This is a genomic window from Janibacter zhangyanbonis, assembly GCF_050507325.1.
Lineage (GTDB): Bacteria > Actinomycetota > Actinomycetes > Actinomycetales > Dermatophilaceae > Janibacter.
Genome location: NZ_CP191481.1, coordinates 1,905,460 through 1,919,412 on the forward strand (window position 1 = coordinate 1,905,460; position 13,953 = coordinate 1,919,412).

The 13,953-nt window shown below is 73.1% G+C and carries 9 protein-coding genes; 3 read left to right on the forward strand and 6 right to left on the reverse strand.

Annotation, left to right across the window (positions count from 1 at the left end; translation table 11 throughout):
• Positions 1-28: 28 nt before the first annotated feature.
• The 4 genes from ACQBJO_RS09300 to ACQBJO_RS09315 are packed head-to-tail and all read right to left on the reverse strand — an operon-like array spanning position 29 to position 8,083.
• Positions 29-1,726, reverse strand: a complete 1,698-nt coding sequence (locus ACQBJO_RS09300; RefSeq protein ID WP_421008373.1) for a hypothetical protein — start codon at positions 1,724-1,726, stop codon at positions 29-31.
• A complete protein-coding gene (locus ACQBJO_RS09305; RefSeq protein WP_421008374.1) occupies positions 1,723-2,832 on the reverse strand; it encodes a glycosyltransferase family 4 protein in 1,110 nt (369 codons plus the stop codon). The genes ACQBJO_RS09300 and ACQBJO_RS09305 overlap by 4 nt, the downstream gene beginning before the upstream one ends.
• The gene (locus ACQBJO_RS09310; RefSeq protein WP_255183536.1) at positions 2,829-3,680 is read right to left on the reverse strand and encodes a glycosyltransferase family 2 protein; all 852 of its coding nucleotides are present in this window, start codon (positions 3,678-3,680) and stop codon (positions 2,829-2,831) included. Before ACQBJO_RS09310 ends, ACQBJO_RS09305 begins: the two co-directional genes overlap by 4 nt.
• A complete protein-coding gene (locus ACQBJO_RS09315) occupies positions 3,677-8,083 on the reverse strand; it encodes an alpha-(1->3)-arabinofuranosyltransferase domain-containing protein (protein WP_421008375.1) in 4,407 nt (1,468 codons plus the stop codon). The genes ACQBJO_RS09310 and ACQBJO_RS09315 overlap by 4 nt, the downstream gene beginning before the upstream one ends.
• 149 nt (positions 8,084-8,232) lie before the next feature.
• On the opposite strand from ACQBJO_RS09315, the gene ACQBJO_RS09320 reads away from it, so the two are divergent.
• The gene (locus ACQBJO_RS09320) at positions 8,233-9,501 is read left to right on the forward strand and encodes a lipopolysaccharide biosynthesis protein (RefSeq protein WP_255183538.1); all 1,269 of its coding nucleotides are present in this window, start codon (positions 8,233-8,235) and stop codon (positions 9,499-9,501) included.
• A gap of 6 nt (positions 9,502-9,507) precedes the next feature.
• Here the strand turns inward: ACQBJO_RS09320 and ACQBJO_RS09325 are convergent, their stop codons facing one another.
• Positions 9,508-10,344, reverse strand: coding sequence for a class I SAM-dependent methyltransferase (locus ACQBJO_RS09325; RefSeq protein WP_255183539.1), 837 nt, complete (start codon positions 10,342-10,344; stop codon positions 9,508-9,510).
• On the reverse strand, positions 10,344-10,946 hold the full coding sequence (locus tag ACQBJO_RS09330) for a hypothetical protein (protein WP_255183540.1): 603 nt from the start codon (positions 10,944-10,946) through the stop codon (positions 10,344-10,346). The genes ACQBJO_RS09325 and ACQBJO_RS09330 overlap by 1 nt, the downstream gene beginning before the upstream one ends.
• A 58-nt stretch (positions 10,947-11,004) precedes the next feature.
• Between ACQBJO_RS09330 and ACQBJO_RS09335 the strand changes: the two genes are divergently transcribed.
• Both ACQBJO_RS09335 and ACQBJO_RS09340 read left to right on the forward strand, forming a co-directional pair.
• The gene (locus ACQBJO_RS09335; protein ID WP_421008376.1) at positions 11,005-12,951 is read left to right on the forward strand and encodes an acyltransferase family protein; all 1,947 of its coding nucleotides are present in this window, start codon (positions 11,005-11,007) and stop codon (positions 12,949-12,951) included.
• Positions 12,952-12,995: 44 nt separating this feature from the next.
• Entirely contained in the window at positions 12,996-13,940 is a 945-nt protein-coding gene (locus ACQBJO_RS09340) for a sugar phosphate nucleotidyltransferase (RefSeq protein WP_430407097.1), read from the forward strand.
• The last annotated feature ends 13 nt before the right edge of the window (positions 13,941-13,953 follow it).

Below are 13,953 nucleotides of genomic sequence, written 5' to 3' on the forward strand. Positions count from 1 at the left end.
ATACCGGGCGGTCACTTGAGGCGAGTCGTCACGGTGTCGCGCGGGTCTCATGTCGGCGAGCGACCAGGACGAGCGCCAGCGAACCGATGACGGCGGCCGCGGTGCCGGCCAGGCCGAGCCACCGGGCGGGGTCGGCCGGCGCCCGCGAGGTCGTCACCGGCCCGAGGTCGTGGACCTCGAGGTCGCCGACGGTGCGCGACGGGGTGCCCGCGAGGTCGGGGAGGCTGCCCTCCGGTACCGGCTGGTCGGTGGCGACGACGACCCACCGCACGCCGTGGCGGCGCAGGACCCCGGTGACGTCCCTCCCTTCGGCCAGGGCGGAGGCCACGGCACTCGCCGCAGGGTCCTCCCCCGCGACGACCCGGTCGCGCAGCGGCAGCCGGTCGTCCGCGACGACCTCCTGCGGCAGGAGCCGGTTCCACGGGTCGAGCACGACGCGGTCGTCGTCCCAGGCATAACGGCGATAGGTCGACCACGGGAAGACGGCCACGGGGGCGCCGCTCTCGCTCAGCTCCCGGCTCACCGTGAGCACGTCGTCGGGGTAGTCGACGCTGCCCCAGGCACCGGAGTGCCCCCACGCGAGCGAGGGCAGGGTGGCGACCGGCCACAGCACGGCCACCACGGTGACGACACCGGGGAGGCCACGCTCCCGGAGTCGGTCGACGACGACAGCGGACGCGAGGGTGAGCAGCAGCACCCACAGCACCGCGAACTTCTGCCCGTCACGCAGCAGTCCCCCGCCGGGAACGGTGGTGACGACCCACTCGAGGAGCGTGCGGCCGCCGGGCAGCGCCGCCAGCGCCGCGACGGCGAGACCGACGAGCCCGGCGATGCTCGCACCCCGGGTACGTGGGTCACGCCACCAGCCCGGGCTGCGCCCCGCGACGACGAGCACGAGGACGACGGCGAGCAGCGCCACGAAGGCGACCGGCCAGGTCGTGCGCTCGACGAACCACGTGCGGTCGTTCCACAGCCCACCGCCGAGGAAGAGCGAGCCGAGGACACCGAAGGGGGTGTCGGCGCCGGCCGCGAAGGCGCTCGCCCCACCGGGGTCGGCGGCCCGCGACGAAGCCCGCAGGAAGGGCCACCACCACGCGGCATTGGCGAGCAGCGCCGTCACGACGACGACGGCGAGGTCGCGCACGACGAGGCGAAGGGGTCCACCCCCGACCGCGACGACGGTGACGGCGAGCAGGGTGGCCAGCACGCCGGGGGTCGAGCCACCGAGCGAGGCGAGGGTGAGGGCGAGGACGAGACCGGCCGGGCTGCGGAGGTCGCCGCGCCGTCGGCTCGCGGCCGCAAGCACCCACGGCAGGAGCGCGGCGCCGAGGACGTAACCCCAGTGACCGATGCCCAGGCGCTCGCCGAGCCAGGGGTTCCACGACCACAGCAGTGCTGCCGCGACGGCCCCGGGGACGGTGCGCGCCAGCCGTCCGGCGCCGGCCCCGCCGACGACGAAGGCGAGCAGGAGCAGCGCCTTCTGCACGAGCCACCCCGGGAGCACGAGGCCGAGCAGGGCGACGACGAGGTCGTTGGGCACCGCCCGCGGCACGCTGCCATCGGTGCCGAGGGTGCGCGGCGACAGCGGCAGGTCGGGGACGAAGACGAGGTCGTAGTGGAGCGTGTAGCCGGGCGCGAGGGCCGGCCCGAGGACGACGAGCCCCGCGAGGGCACCGGTGAGCGCCCCGACGACGCCGGGGCGCGCGAGCCCTCGTCGATCGCTCACCGTGAGTGCAGCGCCTCGATCTCGGCGAAGGCCTCGCCCATCGCGACGCACTGGGTCGCCAGGTCGTGGTGGGTCAGGACGTGCTCCCGGTTGGCCGTGCCGACCTCGGCCCGGTGGGCGGGGTCACGCAGGAATCCCGCGAGCGCATCGGCAAGGGCCTCGACGTCGTCGTCGACGAGCGCGTTCGGCGCCTGCACCGCCTCGTCGTTGGTCCCGCACCGGGTCGTCACGACGGGCAGCCCGCAGGCCTGGGCCTCCAGGTAGGCCAGGCCCAGCTGCTCGGTCCACTTCCACGTCGGGCGGGGTGCGGTGGCGAAGACCGCGGCCGAGCGCATGAGGTCGGCGACGCCGGCCGTGTCGAGCGACCCGACGAGCTCGACGCCGGAGCCGGGGCGTGCCGCCGCCTCGCGCACGAGCGGCTCGAGGTGGCCGCGGCCGGCGACCTTGAGCCGGGCCTCGGGGATCTCGCGGCGCACGATCGACATGGCGTCGAGGAGGCGGTCGATGCCCTTGTTGTCCGCGAGCGGCGAGGCGAAGACGACGACGGGGTCCTCGACCGGCCGGTCCGCGGGGTGGAAGAGCTCGGTGTCGACCCCGGGCTTGACGACCCGGATCAGCTCGTCGTCGAAGTCGTTGGCCAGCAGGTGGTCGCGTGCTGCGTCGACCATGCACAGCAGGAGGTCGGCGTCCCGGCAGGAGTTGAGCGCCTGACGGTAGGGCGGCACCTTGTAGAGCGGCTGGTCGGGCAGGTTCTCCCACGTGATGACCGCCTGGAGCGGACGGGCCGCTCCCCCGCGGCGAGCCCGCCGGCGCCAGCGGGACGCCTGTCCGGTGACGAGGGAGCACAGCTCGAGGGAGGTCACCCAGTCGTACTCGCCGGCCGGCTGCTCGTCGAGGCCGCGCACCCAGGCGAGGGCCCCGGCCTCGATGAAGCGCTTGATCGGCCGGCGGTAGGTGCTCGGGATCCAGTCGATGTCACCCACGGGCTCCTGCTGGGCCATGGCCCGCACGCGGGTGCCGGGCATCCGCGACATCCAGTAGAGCTCGCGCCGGGCTCGCTGGTCGGGTAGCGAGACCCACAGCATGCGGCGCAGGGCCTCGCTCACGACGCCGCCCGGTCCCGCCGGTCGCGTCGACCGCGACGGGCGCCGAGGGCATAGCCCCCGGCCTCCATCGCGCGCAGGGCGACCATGCCGGCGGCGTGCACCGGGTCCTGCAGCAGGCGACGGTGGTTGCGCACGTAGGAGCGCAGCACGGCCTTGCCCTGGGCACCGACGGCGCCCTCGTGCTCCTGCGCGAAGGCGGGGATGCTGCGCCCGTAGTAGTAGCGCTTGCCCATGACGTCGCGGACGGTGAGGCGCCCCTCGTCGTGGTCGACGATGATCGGGGCCAGCTCGATGCCCGCGCCGGTCGCGCGCATCTTCATCCGCAGGTCGGCGTCCTCGGGACCGGACATGTCGGTATGGAAGGCGCCCTCGCCGAGGAGGTACTCGCGCCGGACGAGGCGGGGGTTGTGGAGCCACGGGTCGTCGAGGTAGCACTCGCGCTCCAGGGCCCGGCAGGCGGTCCAGAAGCCCTCGCCGATGGTGCGCTCGGGCAGGGCGATGCCCGTCGCGCCGGTCGCCCGGGCGGTCTCGAGGGCCAGCGCGATGGTCCGCGGCGGCAGGATCATGTCGCTGTCGAGCCAGAGGACCCACTCGCCGCGCGCCGCCTCGATGCCGGTGTTGCGCTGCGCGGAGCGCTCCGGACCGGCCGTGATCACCCGGTCGGCGAGACGCTCGGCGACCTGCGGGGTGCCGTCGGTGCTGTGGTTGTCGACGACGATGAGCTCGACGTCGGGGTGGCTCTGCTCGACAACCGAGCGCAGGCAGGCCTCGATCGTGCGGATGTTGTTGCGGGTCGGGACGACGACGGTGACGGACTCCGTCGTCTCCTCCGGCTGACGGTCGGTCACGGGTCGATCTCCTCCGGTGGGTCAGGGCGCAGATAGGTGCCGATGATGGCGAGCACGAGGCCGACGCCGGCGATGTGGTGCGGGACGAGGGCCGAGCGCACCGAGTCGGCGCTCACCGACCCGAGCGTGCCGTCGACCCAGGCCAGCTGGGCGACGAAGGCCAGGGCGGCGAGAACGAGCAGGCCGGCCCCCAGCGCGATGAGCCGCCCGGGGCGAGGGCCCCACCGGCGCACGAGCACGAGGGCGAGCACCGCGGCGAGGGCGCCGCCGAGCCCGGCGAAGACGCCCGCGACGAGCACGACGGAGGCTTCGAGGCCGAGGCGACGACGACCGGTGCGTTCCGCGAGGGCCGCGCCCAGCCCGCGGAAGGGCAGGCCCGCGCGAGGTGCCGGGGCCTCCCCTTCGTCGGGGGCGGTGGGCGAAGGGGGCAGTGCGGTCGTGGCCGTCCGGGTCGGGGCGACGACGAGGTCGAGCTCGTCCGCCCACTCGTCGTCGGGGTCGGTGGTGGCGGTCCGGGTGGCCTGCGGGGCGTCCGCCGGCGGCGCGTCGCCGTCGACCTGCGCCGCGGGCGTCTCCCACTCGTCCTCACGGCCGGCGCGGACCTCGCCGATGCGGCGACGGGCGAGCGGGAGGAAGAAGATGACGAGGGCGGCGAGCAGCCCGAGACCGGACAGGACGAGACCGATGTCGGCGCGGGTCTGCGGGCCGTAGCGCACGGTGATCTGCTGTGCCTCGCGGCTGTCGACGTACCACCCGGCGGCGTAGCCGTCAACGACCACGGGGGCGCCGAGGTCGGTGCCGTCGGCGAGGGTGGCCTTCCACCGAGGGTCCTGCCCCTGGCCGATGGACAGGAAGTAGGGCCCGGTCGACGGGCCGACGTCGACGGTCATCGACGACGACACCGCGCTGCGGTGCACCTCGACGACGGGGGCTGGGACCGCCTCGGCCGCATCGCGCTGGCGGTCCTCGAGCGAGAGGCCGTCGACCTGCACGCCGTCGACGGGCCGCACCCGGTGCTCCCCCCAGGGGACGTCGAGGTTCCCGCAGCCGACCCAGCTGGTCGCCGGGCCGGAGGGGCCGTTGATGAGCTCGGGGTCCTCGGGTCGCATCCGCACGGGCTCGCCGTCGAGCGTGGCGACGGTCGTGCAGGGCCGTGACTGCGGGCCCCGGTCGATCGTGGCCCCGGTGTCGATCGTCGTGAAGCGCGGCGGGCGCTCGCCGTCGGAGTCGTCGGACTCGTCGATGCGCAGCCGCACGGTGCGCCCGCTCGTGCCGGCGGGTAGCTCGATCGTCGAGGTGCCGCGGCCGAGCTCTCCCTCGGCGACCTCTTCGCCGTCGACGAGCACGGTGGCCCGCGTCGCCCAGGCGGTGTCGCCCTCGTCTCCGGGCCCGCGCTCCTGGGTGACCGTGACCTGCGGGATCTCCCGGCGAGGGCCGGTCATCTGCCACCACGACTCGGTCATCTTGCCGCCCGGTACCCACGCGGTCCGGTCCGAGTCGTCGGCGGCCTGGGAGGCGCGGTTGGCCAGGGAGTCGAAGTAGGTGTAGCTCGAGCGCGCGCGATAGGTCGTGTCCAGACCCGAGAGCTCGTCGGCGAGCTCCTCGCGGTTGCCCTCGACCCGCACCCGTCCGCTCGTGGCGAAGGTGCGGTCGTCGGGCAGCGTGAAGTCGCGGCGCAGCCCCTGCTCGGCGTCGTCGGCCGTGTCGTCGGTGTTGGTGACCCGGGTGAGGAAGACGTCGAGGGGCGTCTGCGCGAAGGTCGAGCGTTCCGTCGACGACAGCTCGCCGTAGAGGTCGGTCAGGGTGCTCGGCAGCCGGGTCGTGCGCGTGGCGACGAGGTCCGGGTCGCCGAGGTCGATCTCCGAGACACCGACGAGGCTGAACCCCTCGCCGCGCAGGTCGCCGACGGTCAGCGTGATCGTGTCGGTGTGGGCACCCTCGAGGTCGACCTTCGCCACGCCGTCCTCGTCGACCTTCGCCGTCGTGCGGGTGTCGCCGGCGCGCACGTCGAGGTCGGCGATGCGCACGTCGCCGAGCGCGGTCGTGTCGACGGTCATCGTGTCCAGGGTGCGTGCCCGCGGGAGCTTCAGCGTCAGGGTCGTGCCGGGTGCGCGTCGGAAGTCACCGAAGAGCCACGAGGTCGACGGGTCTCCGTCGATGGCATTCTCGGCGACCCCGTGGGGCAGGTCGAAGAAGGCACCACCGGTCGAGGAGGCCTTGACCCGCACCCCCTCGCGCACGAGGGTGCTCTGGTCGTCGGCATTGCCGAGGGCCCGGGTGACGCCGGGGTCCTCGTCGGCCGCGAGCACGGCACCCTGGCCGGAGCGCAGCCGGTTGGTGATCGCCGAGCGGCGCTGGTTGGTGTCGGTGAGGACCATGCGGGAGTCGGCGGCGATGAGCCGTCGCAGCTGGTCGGGGGTGACGTCCTGCGCGTAGCGGATCGCCGGCGACTCCTCGAGCAGGCCGGCCCGGTCCATCGCCGGGACCGACCAACCGTCGCCCGCGACGACGAGGGTTCCGCTCGCGGGGGTCGCCCGCACGGCGGCGCGCGAGTCACGCACGCCGTAGAGCTGCAGCGGCGAGAGCACCGCCTCCTCCTGCGACTGCGGCGGCACCGAGCGGGTGAACATGTTGTGCCCCGGCTCGCCGTAGTTGCCGAGGCCACGCAGCCCGGGGTCACCGGCGAGCGCACGCGCGGTCTCGGCCGGGCGGGCGCCGCCGTCGCCCTCCCACTCGACGTCGTGCCGCAGCAGGACCTGGTCGGCCCCCAGATAGCGGGCGAAGGGAGAGACGTCACGGCTGCCGGAGACTCCGGACTGCAGCGTGTCGTCGAGGGCGGCGAGGAAGTTGCCGCCACTGGCCGAGGTGTTGGGCAGCGTCTCGGGGATCACCGCGTCTCGCGTGAAGAGCGAGTTAGGCAGGTCGTCCGGTCGCTCGAGGCTCCACCGGTAGCTCGATCGCGTCTGGCCCGGCAGGAGGAGCACGCGCTTGTCCGGGTCCCCCTTGTCGACCTCCTTGGCCGCCTGCCGCCAGTAGTCAGGGACGTCGAGGGGCGAGACGTAGAGGTTGCCGGTGACGGCCGGGGCGACGAGGGCGACGACCACGGCGGCGCCCGCAGCGCCGACGACGGGTGCCGCGATGCGGCCGCGCAGCAGCCGCGGCAGGGCGTGCACCAGCGCCCAGCCGATGACGAGGGCGAAGGCGAGGGCGAGCCCCGCGCCGATCTTGTTGGTCGTGCGGAAGGCGACGAGCGGGCCGACGTGCTCCAGCACCAGACGCAGCAGCCAGGAGAAGGGCGACCCGCCGTTGCCCCCGGGGTACAGGCCGACCATGATCACGGCGGCGATGCCCGCCCCGGCGGCCGCCAGCCGGGCGAGCCTGGCCGGGACCACCCGCAGCGACAGCATGGCGGCAGCCGGCCAGAGCATCGTCAGCAGGATGATGACGCCGCTCGTGAAGTAGACGGCGTACTGGGGCAGCCAGGGCCCCGCGTCGGAGGAGCCGTAGTAGGACCAGAGCCCGAGGCCGCGCAGCACCTCGACGAAGGAGCTCGTCCGGGCGATGCCGTCGAGGGACTCGGAGCTCTCGGCGATCTGCCCACCGGTGCCGCTCGCGGCAGCGCCCGGGATGAGCCAGTAGAGCGAGACGACGACGACGAAGAGCGCGCACTTGGCCAGGGCGGTGACGATCTCGCGCAGCGTGAGGCCGCGCTCGGCCCGCACGAAGAGGATGAGCGGCACGATGAGCAGCAGCTGGAAGACCGGCACGACGCCGACGTTCATCCCGCTCATGCCGAAGAAGACCAGCCCGACCGCTGCCGGCCAGGCCCAGCCCGAGGGCTCGCGCAGGGACCGGGTGACGGCGACGAGCAGCCAGGGCAGCAGCGCCATCGGCAGGGCGATCGCCAGGGTGCCACCGGCGGCCACCGCGTAGGGGTTGGCGATGTACGCGGCACCGGCGACGAGACCGGCCCAGACTCCGGCGCGGGGCACGAGGGTGCGCAGCAGCCGGTTGGCACCCCAGGCGGCCAGCGCCCAGAGGATCAGGTGGTAGACCTTGAAGGCCATCTCGGCGTCGAGGCCGATCGCGCGCAGCAGCGCGGTGACGACGAGCACCGGGACGAGGCCGACGTTGAAGTTGGGCGAGCCCAGGTAGGGCGAGGAGGTCCACGCGGACAGGTAGCGCGGCAGCATCTCCCCCGGCGCGAGGTAGACCTCGGGCTTGATGTCGGTCTGGAAGACGCCCCAGCTGTTGGCGAAGACGACGACGCCGAGGAGCACGAGGAGCAGCAGCGCGACGGCGCGTGAGGTGCCGAGGCGGGCAAGCCAGGAGGCCGATCGCGGGCTTCGCGAGGGGCGCCTGCGGGTCGAGCGGGCACGAGGGAACCGGAACCGGCTGCGCACCGGGACGCCTCCTCTCGTCGTCGTCAGGATGACGCACCTGCAGCACGCCGGACCCGGCCGATCCTAACCGACGGACACCCACGCGCTACCGGGGCGTAACATCGTGGCGGTCACATCCGACCCCTTCGTCCACGACCGTCAGGAGCACCATGCCCACGCGTGCTCGACGTGTCCTGCCCTTCGCCGGGCTGACGCTCGGGGTGGCCATGGGGCTGGCCAATGTCATGAGCTACGTCTTCGTGGCGCTCGTCTCCTCGACGCTCGGGCCGGCCGACTTCGGTGGCTTCTCCGCGCTCAACACCTACGGCGTGCTGCTCGCGATGCCGGCTGGTGCCTTCCAGGTCGTCGTCGCCCGACGCCAGACCACGACCGACCGTGAGATCGGCTCGCAGGTGACCGGACTCCTCCCGGCGCTGGCCGTCGGCTGCACCCTCGCTGCCGCCACGATCGCCGTCTCGCCCCTCATCCGCGACGGGCTGCGGCTCGACAGCGCGTGGTCGGTCGTGTGGATGGCGCTCATGCTGCCCCCGATGACCGTCACCGGCGCGCTGCAGGGAGTGCTCCTCGGACGCGAGTCCTACGGGCGGCTCTCGACGGTCTACCTCGTCACCGCCGGGACCCGGGTGGTCGCCGCCCTCGCCGCCACCGGGCTCGACTTCACGGTGGTCGAGGTCTTCGCGTCGATCTTCACCGCGTCGCTCGTGACCCTCGTCGTGGCCCTGGTCCTCACCCGTGCCGACCTGACGACCGGCCGGGCCGCACCGCGCCCGCTCGTGCTCCTCGCCGACCTCGTCCGCAGCAACATCGCCCTCGCCGGCCTCATGGCCCTGTCCAGCCTCGACGTCGTCCTGGCCCGCTCCGTCCTCGGCGACCACGACAGCGGCGCCTACGCGCTGGCCGCGCTCTTCGGCAAGGTCGTCTTCTGGGGCACCCAGTTCGTCGCGCTCGCCGTCGTGCCGTCGGTGGCGGGGGCGGACGAAGGGGGGCACGTGCGGGCCACCCTGCACCGCTCCGCCGCAGGAGTGCTCGCCATCGGCCTCGTCGTGGCACTCGGCTGCGCCGTCCTGCCGGGGCCGCTCGTCGCGATCACCGGAGGCAACGCCTTCGTCGACGCGGAGCCGCTGCTCGTGTGGTTCGCCCTCATCGGGACGTTGTGGGCGGTCATCCAGGTCTGGCTCTTCGCCGGGATGAGCCGCGACGACCACGTCATGACCCTCGTCGTGTGGGTGGCCGCGGGCGTGCAGAGCGCCCTCGTGCTGCTGTGGCTGCACGACTCCCCCGCCCAGGTGCTGACGGCCGTCGGCGGCACGGCAGCGGTCGTCGCCCTCGTCGGGCTGCTGCGCGTGCCGGGCGACGAGGTGACGCCGGGCCCCGGGTCGGCCGAGACGAGCGAGGCGCTCGGCCTGACCCGGGAGTGAGCGCCGTCAGTCGATGGAGCTGGCCTTCTTCGACGGGTAGAGCTTCTTGGCGAGCGGGATGAGCTCGGGGAAGCGGTGGATCGCCTTCCACGCGGCCTTCTGCCCCGGCCCGAGCGACGCGAGGTAGGCCAGCCGACGCCAACGCACGTCCCACGGCTCCTGCGCACCGCGGGCGGTGGCCTCGTCGCGGCGGAAGCTCAGTGCGTGCAGGCCGTTGGCCCAGCGCGGGTCGTTGTTGGACGCAGCATCCCAGCGGCGCTCGATGCGCCACTGCGGGTGCGCCGCGACGAAGGCGTCGTGGGCGTCGGTCACCATCGGGTAGGTCGCGTCGTCGACGAGGACGACCGCCTCGTCCGCGAGCCAGGGCTCGATGATGCCGAGGGCCAGGTAGTGCGACAGGCCGGTGTGCTCGCCGTCGTAGAAGTAGACGCCGACCGGACGGTCGATGACCCCGGGGCGGTGCAGCAGGGAGAAGCAGTTGCCCTCGAGCAGGCGCACGTCGACGTCGCGGGCGTGCGTCGCGAGGTTGCGGTCGAGCTCCTCGCGGGCCTCCTGCCCCTGCATGCCGAACTCGAGGTAGTTCTCCACCACGTAGAAGGTCTTGCCGGAAATGCCCTGCACGGCGGCGGACATCGAGCGGCCCTTGTAGCTGCCGACCTCGAGGTAGCACTCGTCCTCGGGCAGCGCCCGGGCCGCGGCGTTGAGCACCGCCAGCTCGTTGACGGCGGTGTAGCCGTTGACCGTCTCGGCGATGTGCGCGAAGACCGGGTCGACGGGGTCGCTGGTCTGCGGGTCACCGTCGAAGGAGCGCTCGACCTCGGTGAGGAAGTCCTCGACCCGCATCAGCGCCAGCCGTCCGAGGACCAGTCGTCGTCCCGGCGCCGGCTGCGCGAGTCCAGGTCGAGATCGTCGTCACGCCGGCTGCGGCGCACGTCCTCGCGTCGCGAGGAGCGGGTCTCGTCGAGATCGAGGTCGCGCTCGGCACGCGTGTCGGTGGTGTCCCGGTCCTCGTCGGGCTCCCGACGCTCCCGGCGGGCACCGCGCAGCTCGCCCTCACCCCGACGACGGTCCCCGTCGTCGGAACGCAGGTCGATGTCGTCACCACGGCGGCGGCGCGGACGCTCGTCGTCCCACTCGTCCTCGTCGTCCCGACGCTGACCGCGAAGGAGCCACCCCGCACCCAGGCCCACGAGGGCCACGCCGGAGAGGCCCGAGTAGATCGCCTTGTTGCGGGCAGCCTTCTCCGGCTGGGCGCAGACGTTGTCGGCGTCGGTGTTGGGCGAGCTGGGCGAACCACACTTGAAGATGCCCTGGTCACCACCGGTCACGAGGGTCACCGGACTGGTGTAGAAGAAGATCGCCGCGAAGATCAGCGGGATGCCGAGGATGATGGCCAGGGGCGCGAACTGCCGCGTGGGCGAGGTCGCCTCGGTGTGGTCGGTCATGGCCGTCATATTACCCACGAGTTGGGTCATAATGGGCCGCCCCCTTCGGAAGCAGGACATGTCCAGAGCAACGCAGCACGCCTCCCTGCCCTACCGCCCCGCCATCGACGGTCTGCGGGCCCTGGCGGTGGTGTCCGTCATCGCCTATCACGTCTACCCGCGGTCGGCTCCGGGCGGCTGGTTCGGGGTCGACATCTTCTTCGTCATCTCCGGCTTCCTCATCACCTCGCTGCTCCTCGCGCAGTACCGCGGCAACCGCGGTCGCATCGACCTCGTCGACTTCTGGCTGGCCCGCGCACGACGCCTGCTGCCCGCGCTCTTCGTCGTCCTCGCTGCGGTCCTCGTCGCGGCCACCTTCCTCACCCTCCCGGGGCGTCGGGGCAGCGTGGCCGGCGACGTGCTCGCGACGATCTTCTACGTCGCCAACTGGCGCTTCGTCCTCGGCGACGAGGCCTACTTCGGGCAGGTGGCCTCCCCTTCGCCGTTGCGGCACGCCTGGTCACTGGCGGTCGAGGAGCAGTTCTACATCGTCTACCCGCTGCTGCTCGTCGTCCTGCTGGCCCTGCTCCGGCGCCGCGCCACGCTCACCTGGGTGCTCGCCGGTCTCGCGGCCGCCTCGGCCCTGCTCATGGCGGTCCTGCACCACCCGGGGCTCGACCCGAGCCGGGTCTACTACGGCACGGACACGCGGGCCCACCAGCTGCTCGTCGGCGCCGCGGTCGGCGCCTTCGTCAGCGGGGGGCCCGGCTCGGTCTCACGTGACCTCGTGCGCACCGTCGACCTGTGGTGCCGTCGTCTGGCGATGCCCGCCCTGCTCGTCGTGGTGTCCGCATTCTGGTGGGCCGACCGCGCGCAGAGCGCGATCCTCGAGGGGCTGGCCGTCCCGCTCTCGCTGCTCATCACCGTCGTCCTCGTCGCCGCCACGAGCCCCGCCAGCTCGATCACCCAGCGCGTCCTCGCACTCGAGCCGCTGCGCCGGATCGGCATGATCTCCTACGGCCTCTACCTGTGGCACTGGCCGATCGTCGTCTTCCTCAACGACCAGGTGCTGCCCGTGCCGACCGCGGCGAGGGTCGCCGTCCAGGTCCTGCTCACCGTGCTGCTGTCCTGGCTGTCCTACCGCTTCGTCGAGCGGCCAGTGCGCCGCGAGGGGATGACCGCGCTCATCCCCCGCCTCCCCCGGATGAGCCGGGTCGTGTGCTGGGCCAGCGCACCCCTGCTCGTCGTCGGCGCGCTCGCGCTGCCGGCTGCTGCGTCACGAGTGGCGCCGAGCACCCCGGTCGGCGCCACCGGCGAGGTCGACCTGCCGAAGACGACCTATCAGCCGGGCGGCCGGATGACCCGAGTCACCCTCGTCGGCAACTCCATCCCGCTGAGCCTGGCGACGAACTTCCGGAGCAGCGCGCACCCCGACCTGCAGGTCGACACGGTGACCGATGTCGGCTGCGACCCGCTCGACGTGCCCCGCTACAGCGACGGCAAGGTGCAGGACGACTCCCAGTCCTGCCGCGACTGGCGCGCGTCGTGGCCCCGCGCCATCGCCGACGAGCAGCCCGACGTCGTCGTCTACTTCGTCTCCCAGAGCCTGGTCACCGATCGGCAGGTCGATGGCAAGGTCGTGGACTTCGGCTCCCCCGCCTGGGTCGACCTCATCGAGGCCAACCTCGACCAGGCCCGCGAGTCCGCGGGCGAGAGCCACTTCGCCCTGATGAACCTCGCCTGCCACTCGATGCCGACCTTCAACAGCGAGGAGATCGAGCGGATCAACGACCCGGAGTACGTCCGCACGCTCAACAGCACCGTGACCGCCTGGGCGGAGAAGCACGACGTCCCGGTCATCGACCAGTACTCCCTGCTCTGCGCCGGCGACGAGATGCACGACACGATCAACGGCGTCCCGCTCTACGAGGACTCGATCCACTTCACGAGCGAGTCCGGTCCGATCTTCTGGCGCTGGCTGGCCCCGCAGGTGCAGGCGATCGCCCGCGGCGAGGACCCGTCCTGACCGGCGTCGCCGCGGTCGTCCTCGCCGGTGGCGTGGGCAGTCGGATGCACCCGCTGACGGCCGACTGCCCCAAACCTCTGCTGCCCGTCGGCCCGTGGACCCTCGTCGAGCACCAGCTGAGCGCCCTCGAGCGGGCAGGCATCCGCCGGGTCGTGCTGTCCACGGGCTACCGCCACGAGGACTTCCTCCCGCTCGTCGAGCGCTGCCGGGCGAAGGGAGTGGACCTCACGATGGTCGTGGAGGAGACCCCGCTCGGCACGGGTGGCGGTCTGCGGGAGGCCCTGCGCCGGTTGCCCGACGCCGACACGGTCGTCGTGCTCAACGGTGACCTGCTGAGCGGCCACGACATCGGTGCCCAGGTCGAGGGGCTGGTGGACTCCCCTTCGCACGTCGTCGCCTCGGTCCACGTGCGGGACGTCGAGGACGCACGTCCCTACGGCAGCGTCGTCGTCGGTCCCGACGGGATCGTCACGGCCTTCGTCGAGAAGTCACCCACCCCACCGTCGCTCACGGTCAACGCCGGCACCTATGTCGTGCGCCCCTCGCTGCTGACCCACCTGCCCGACTCGGGGTCGGCCTCGGTCGAGCGCGACGCCTTCCCCGCCCTGGCAGCGCAGGGCGCGCTCGTCGCGCACCGGGAGGACGCCTACTTCCTCGACGTCGGGACACCGGCAGCGCTCGTCACCGCGACCCGCGACCTGCTGCTCGACCCCTGGCCCGGAGCCGCCCCGGCACCGCTCGGCGAGGCGCTCGTCCTCGACGGCGCGGAGGTCTCCCCCACGGCCGCACTCCTCGGCGGCTCGGTCGTGCACCCGGGGGCGGTCGTCGGCGACGGAGCGCGGCTCGACGCGGCAATCGTCCTCGAGGGTGGTCAGGTCGGTGCCGGCGCGCGGGTCACCCGCAGCGTCGTCGGTCGGCGGGCTCGCATCGGTGCGGGCACGACCCTGACCGACGCCGCCCTCGGCTCCGACGAGGTCGCCGGCGCCTGAGCGCGCCCGCCGG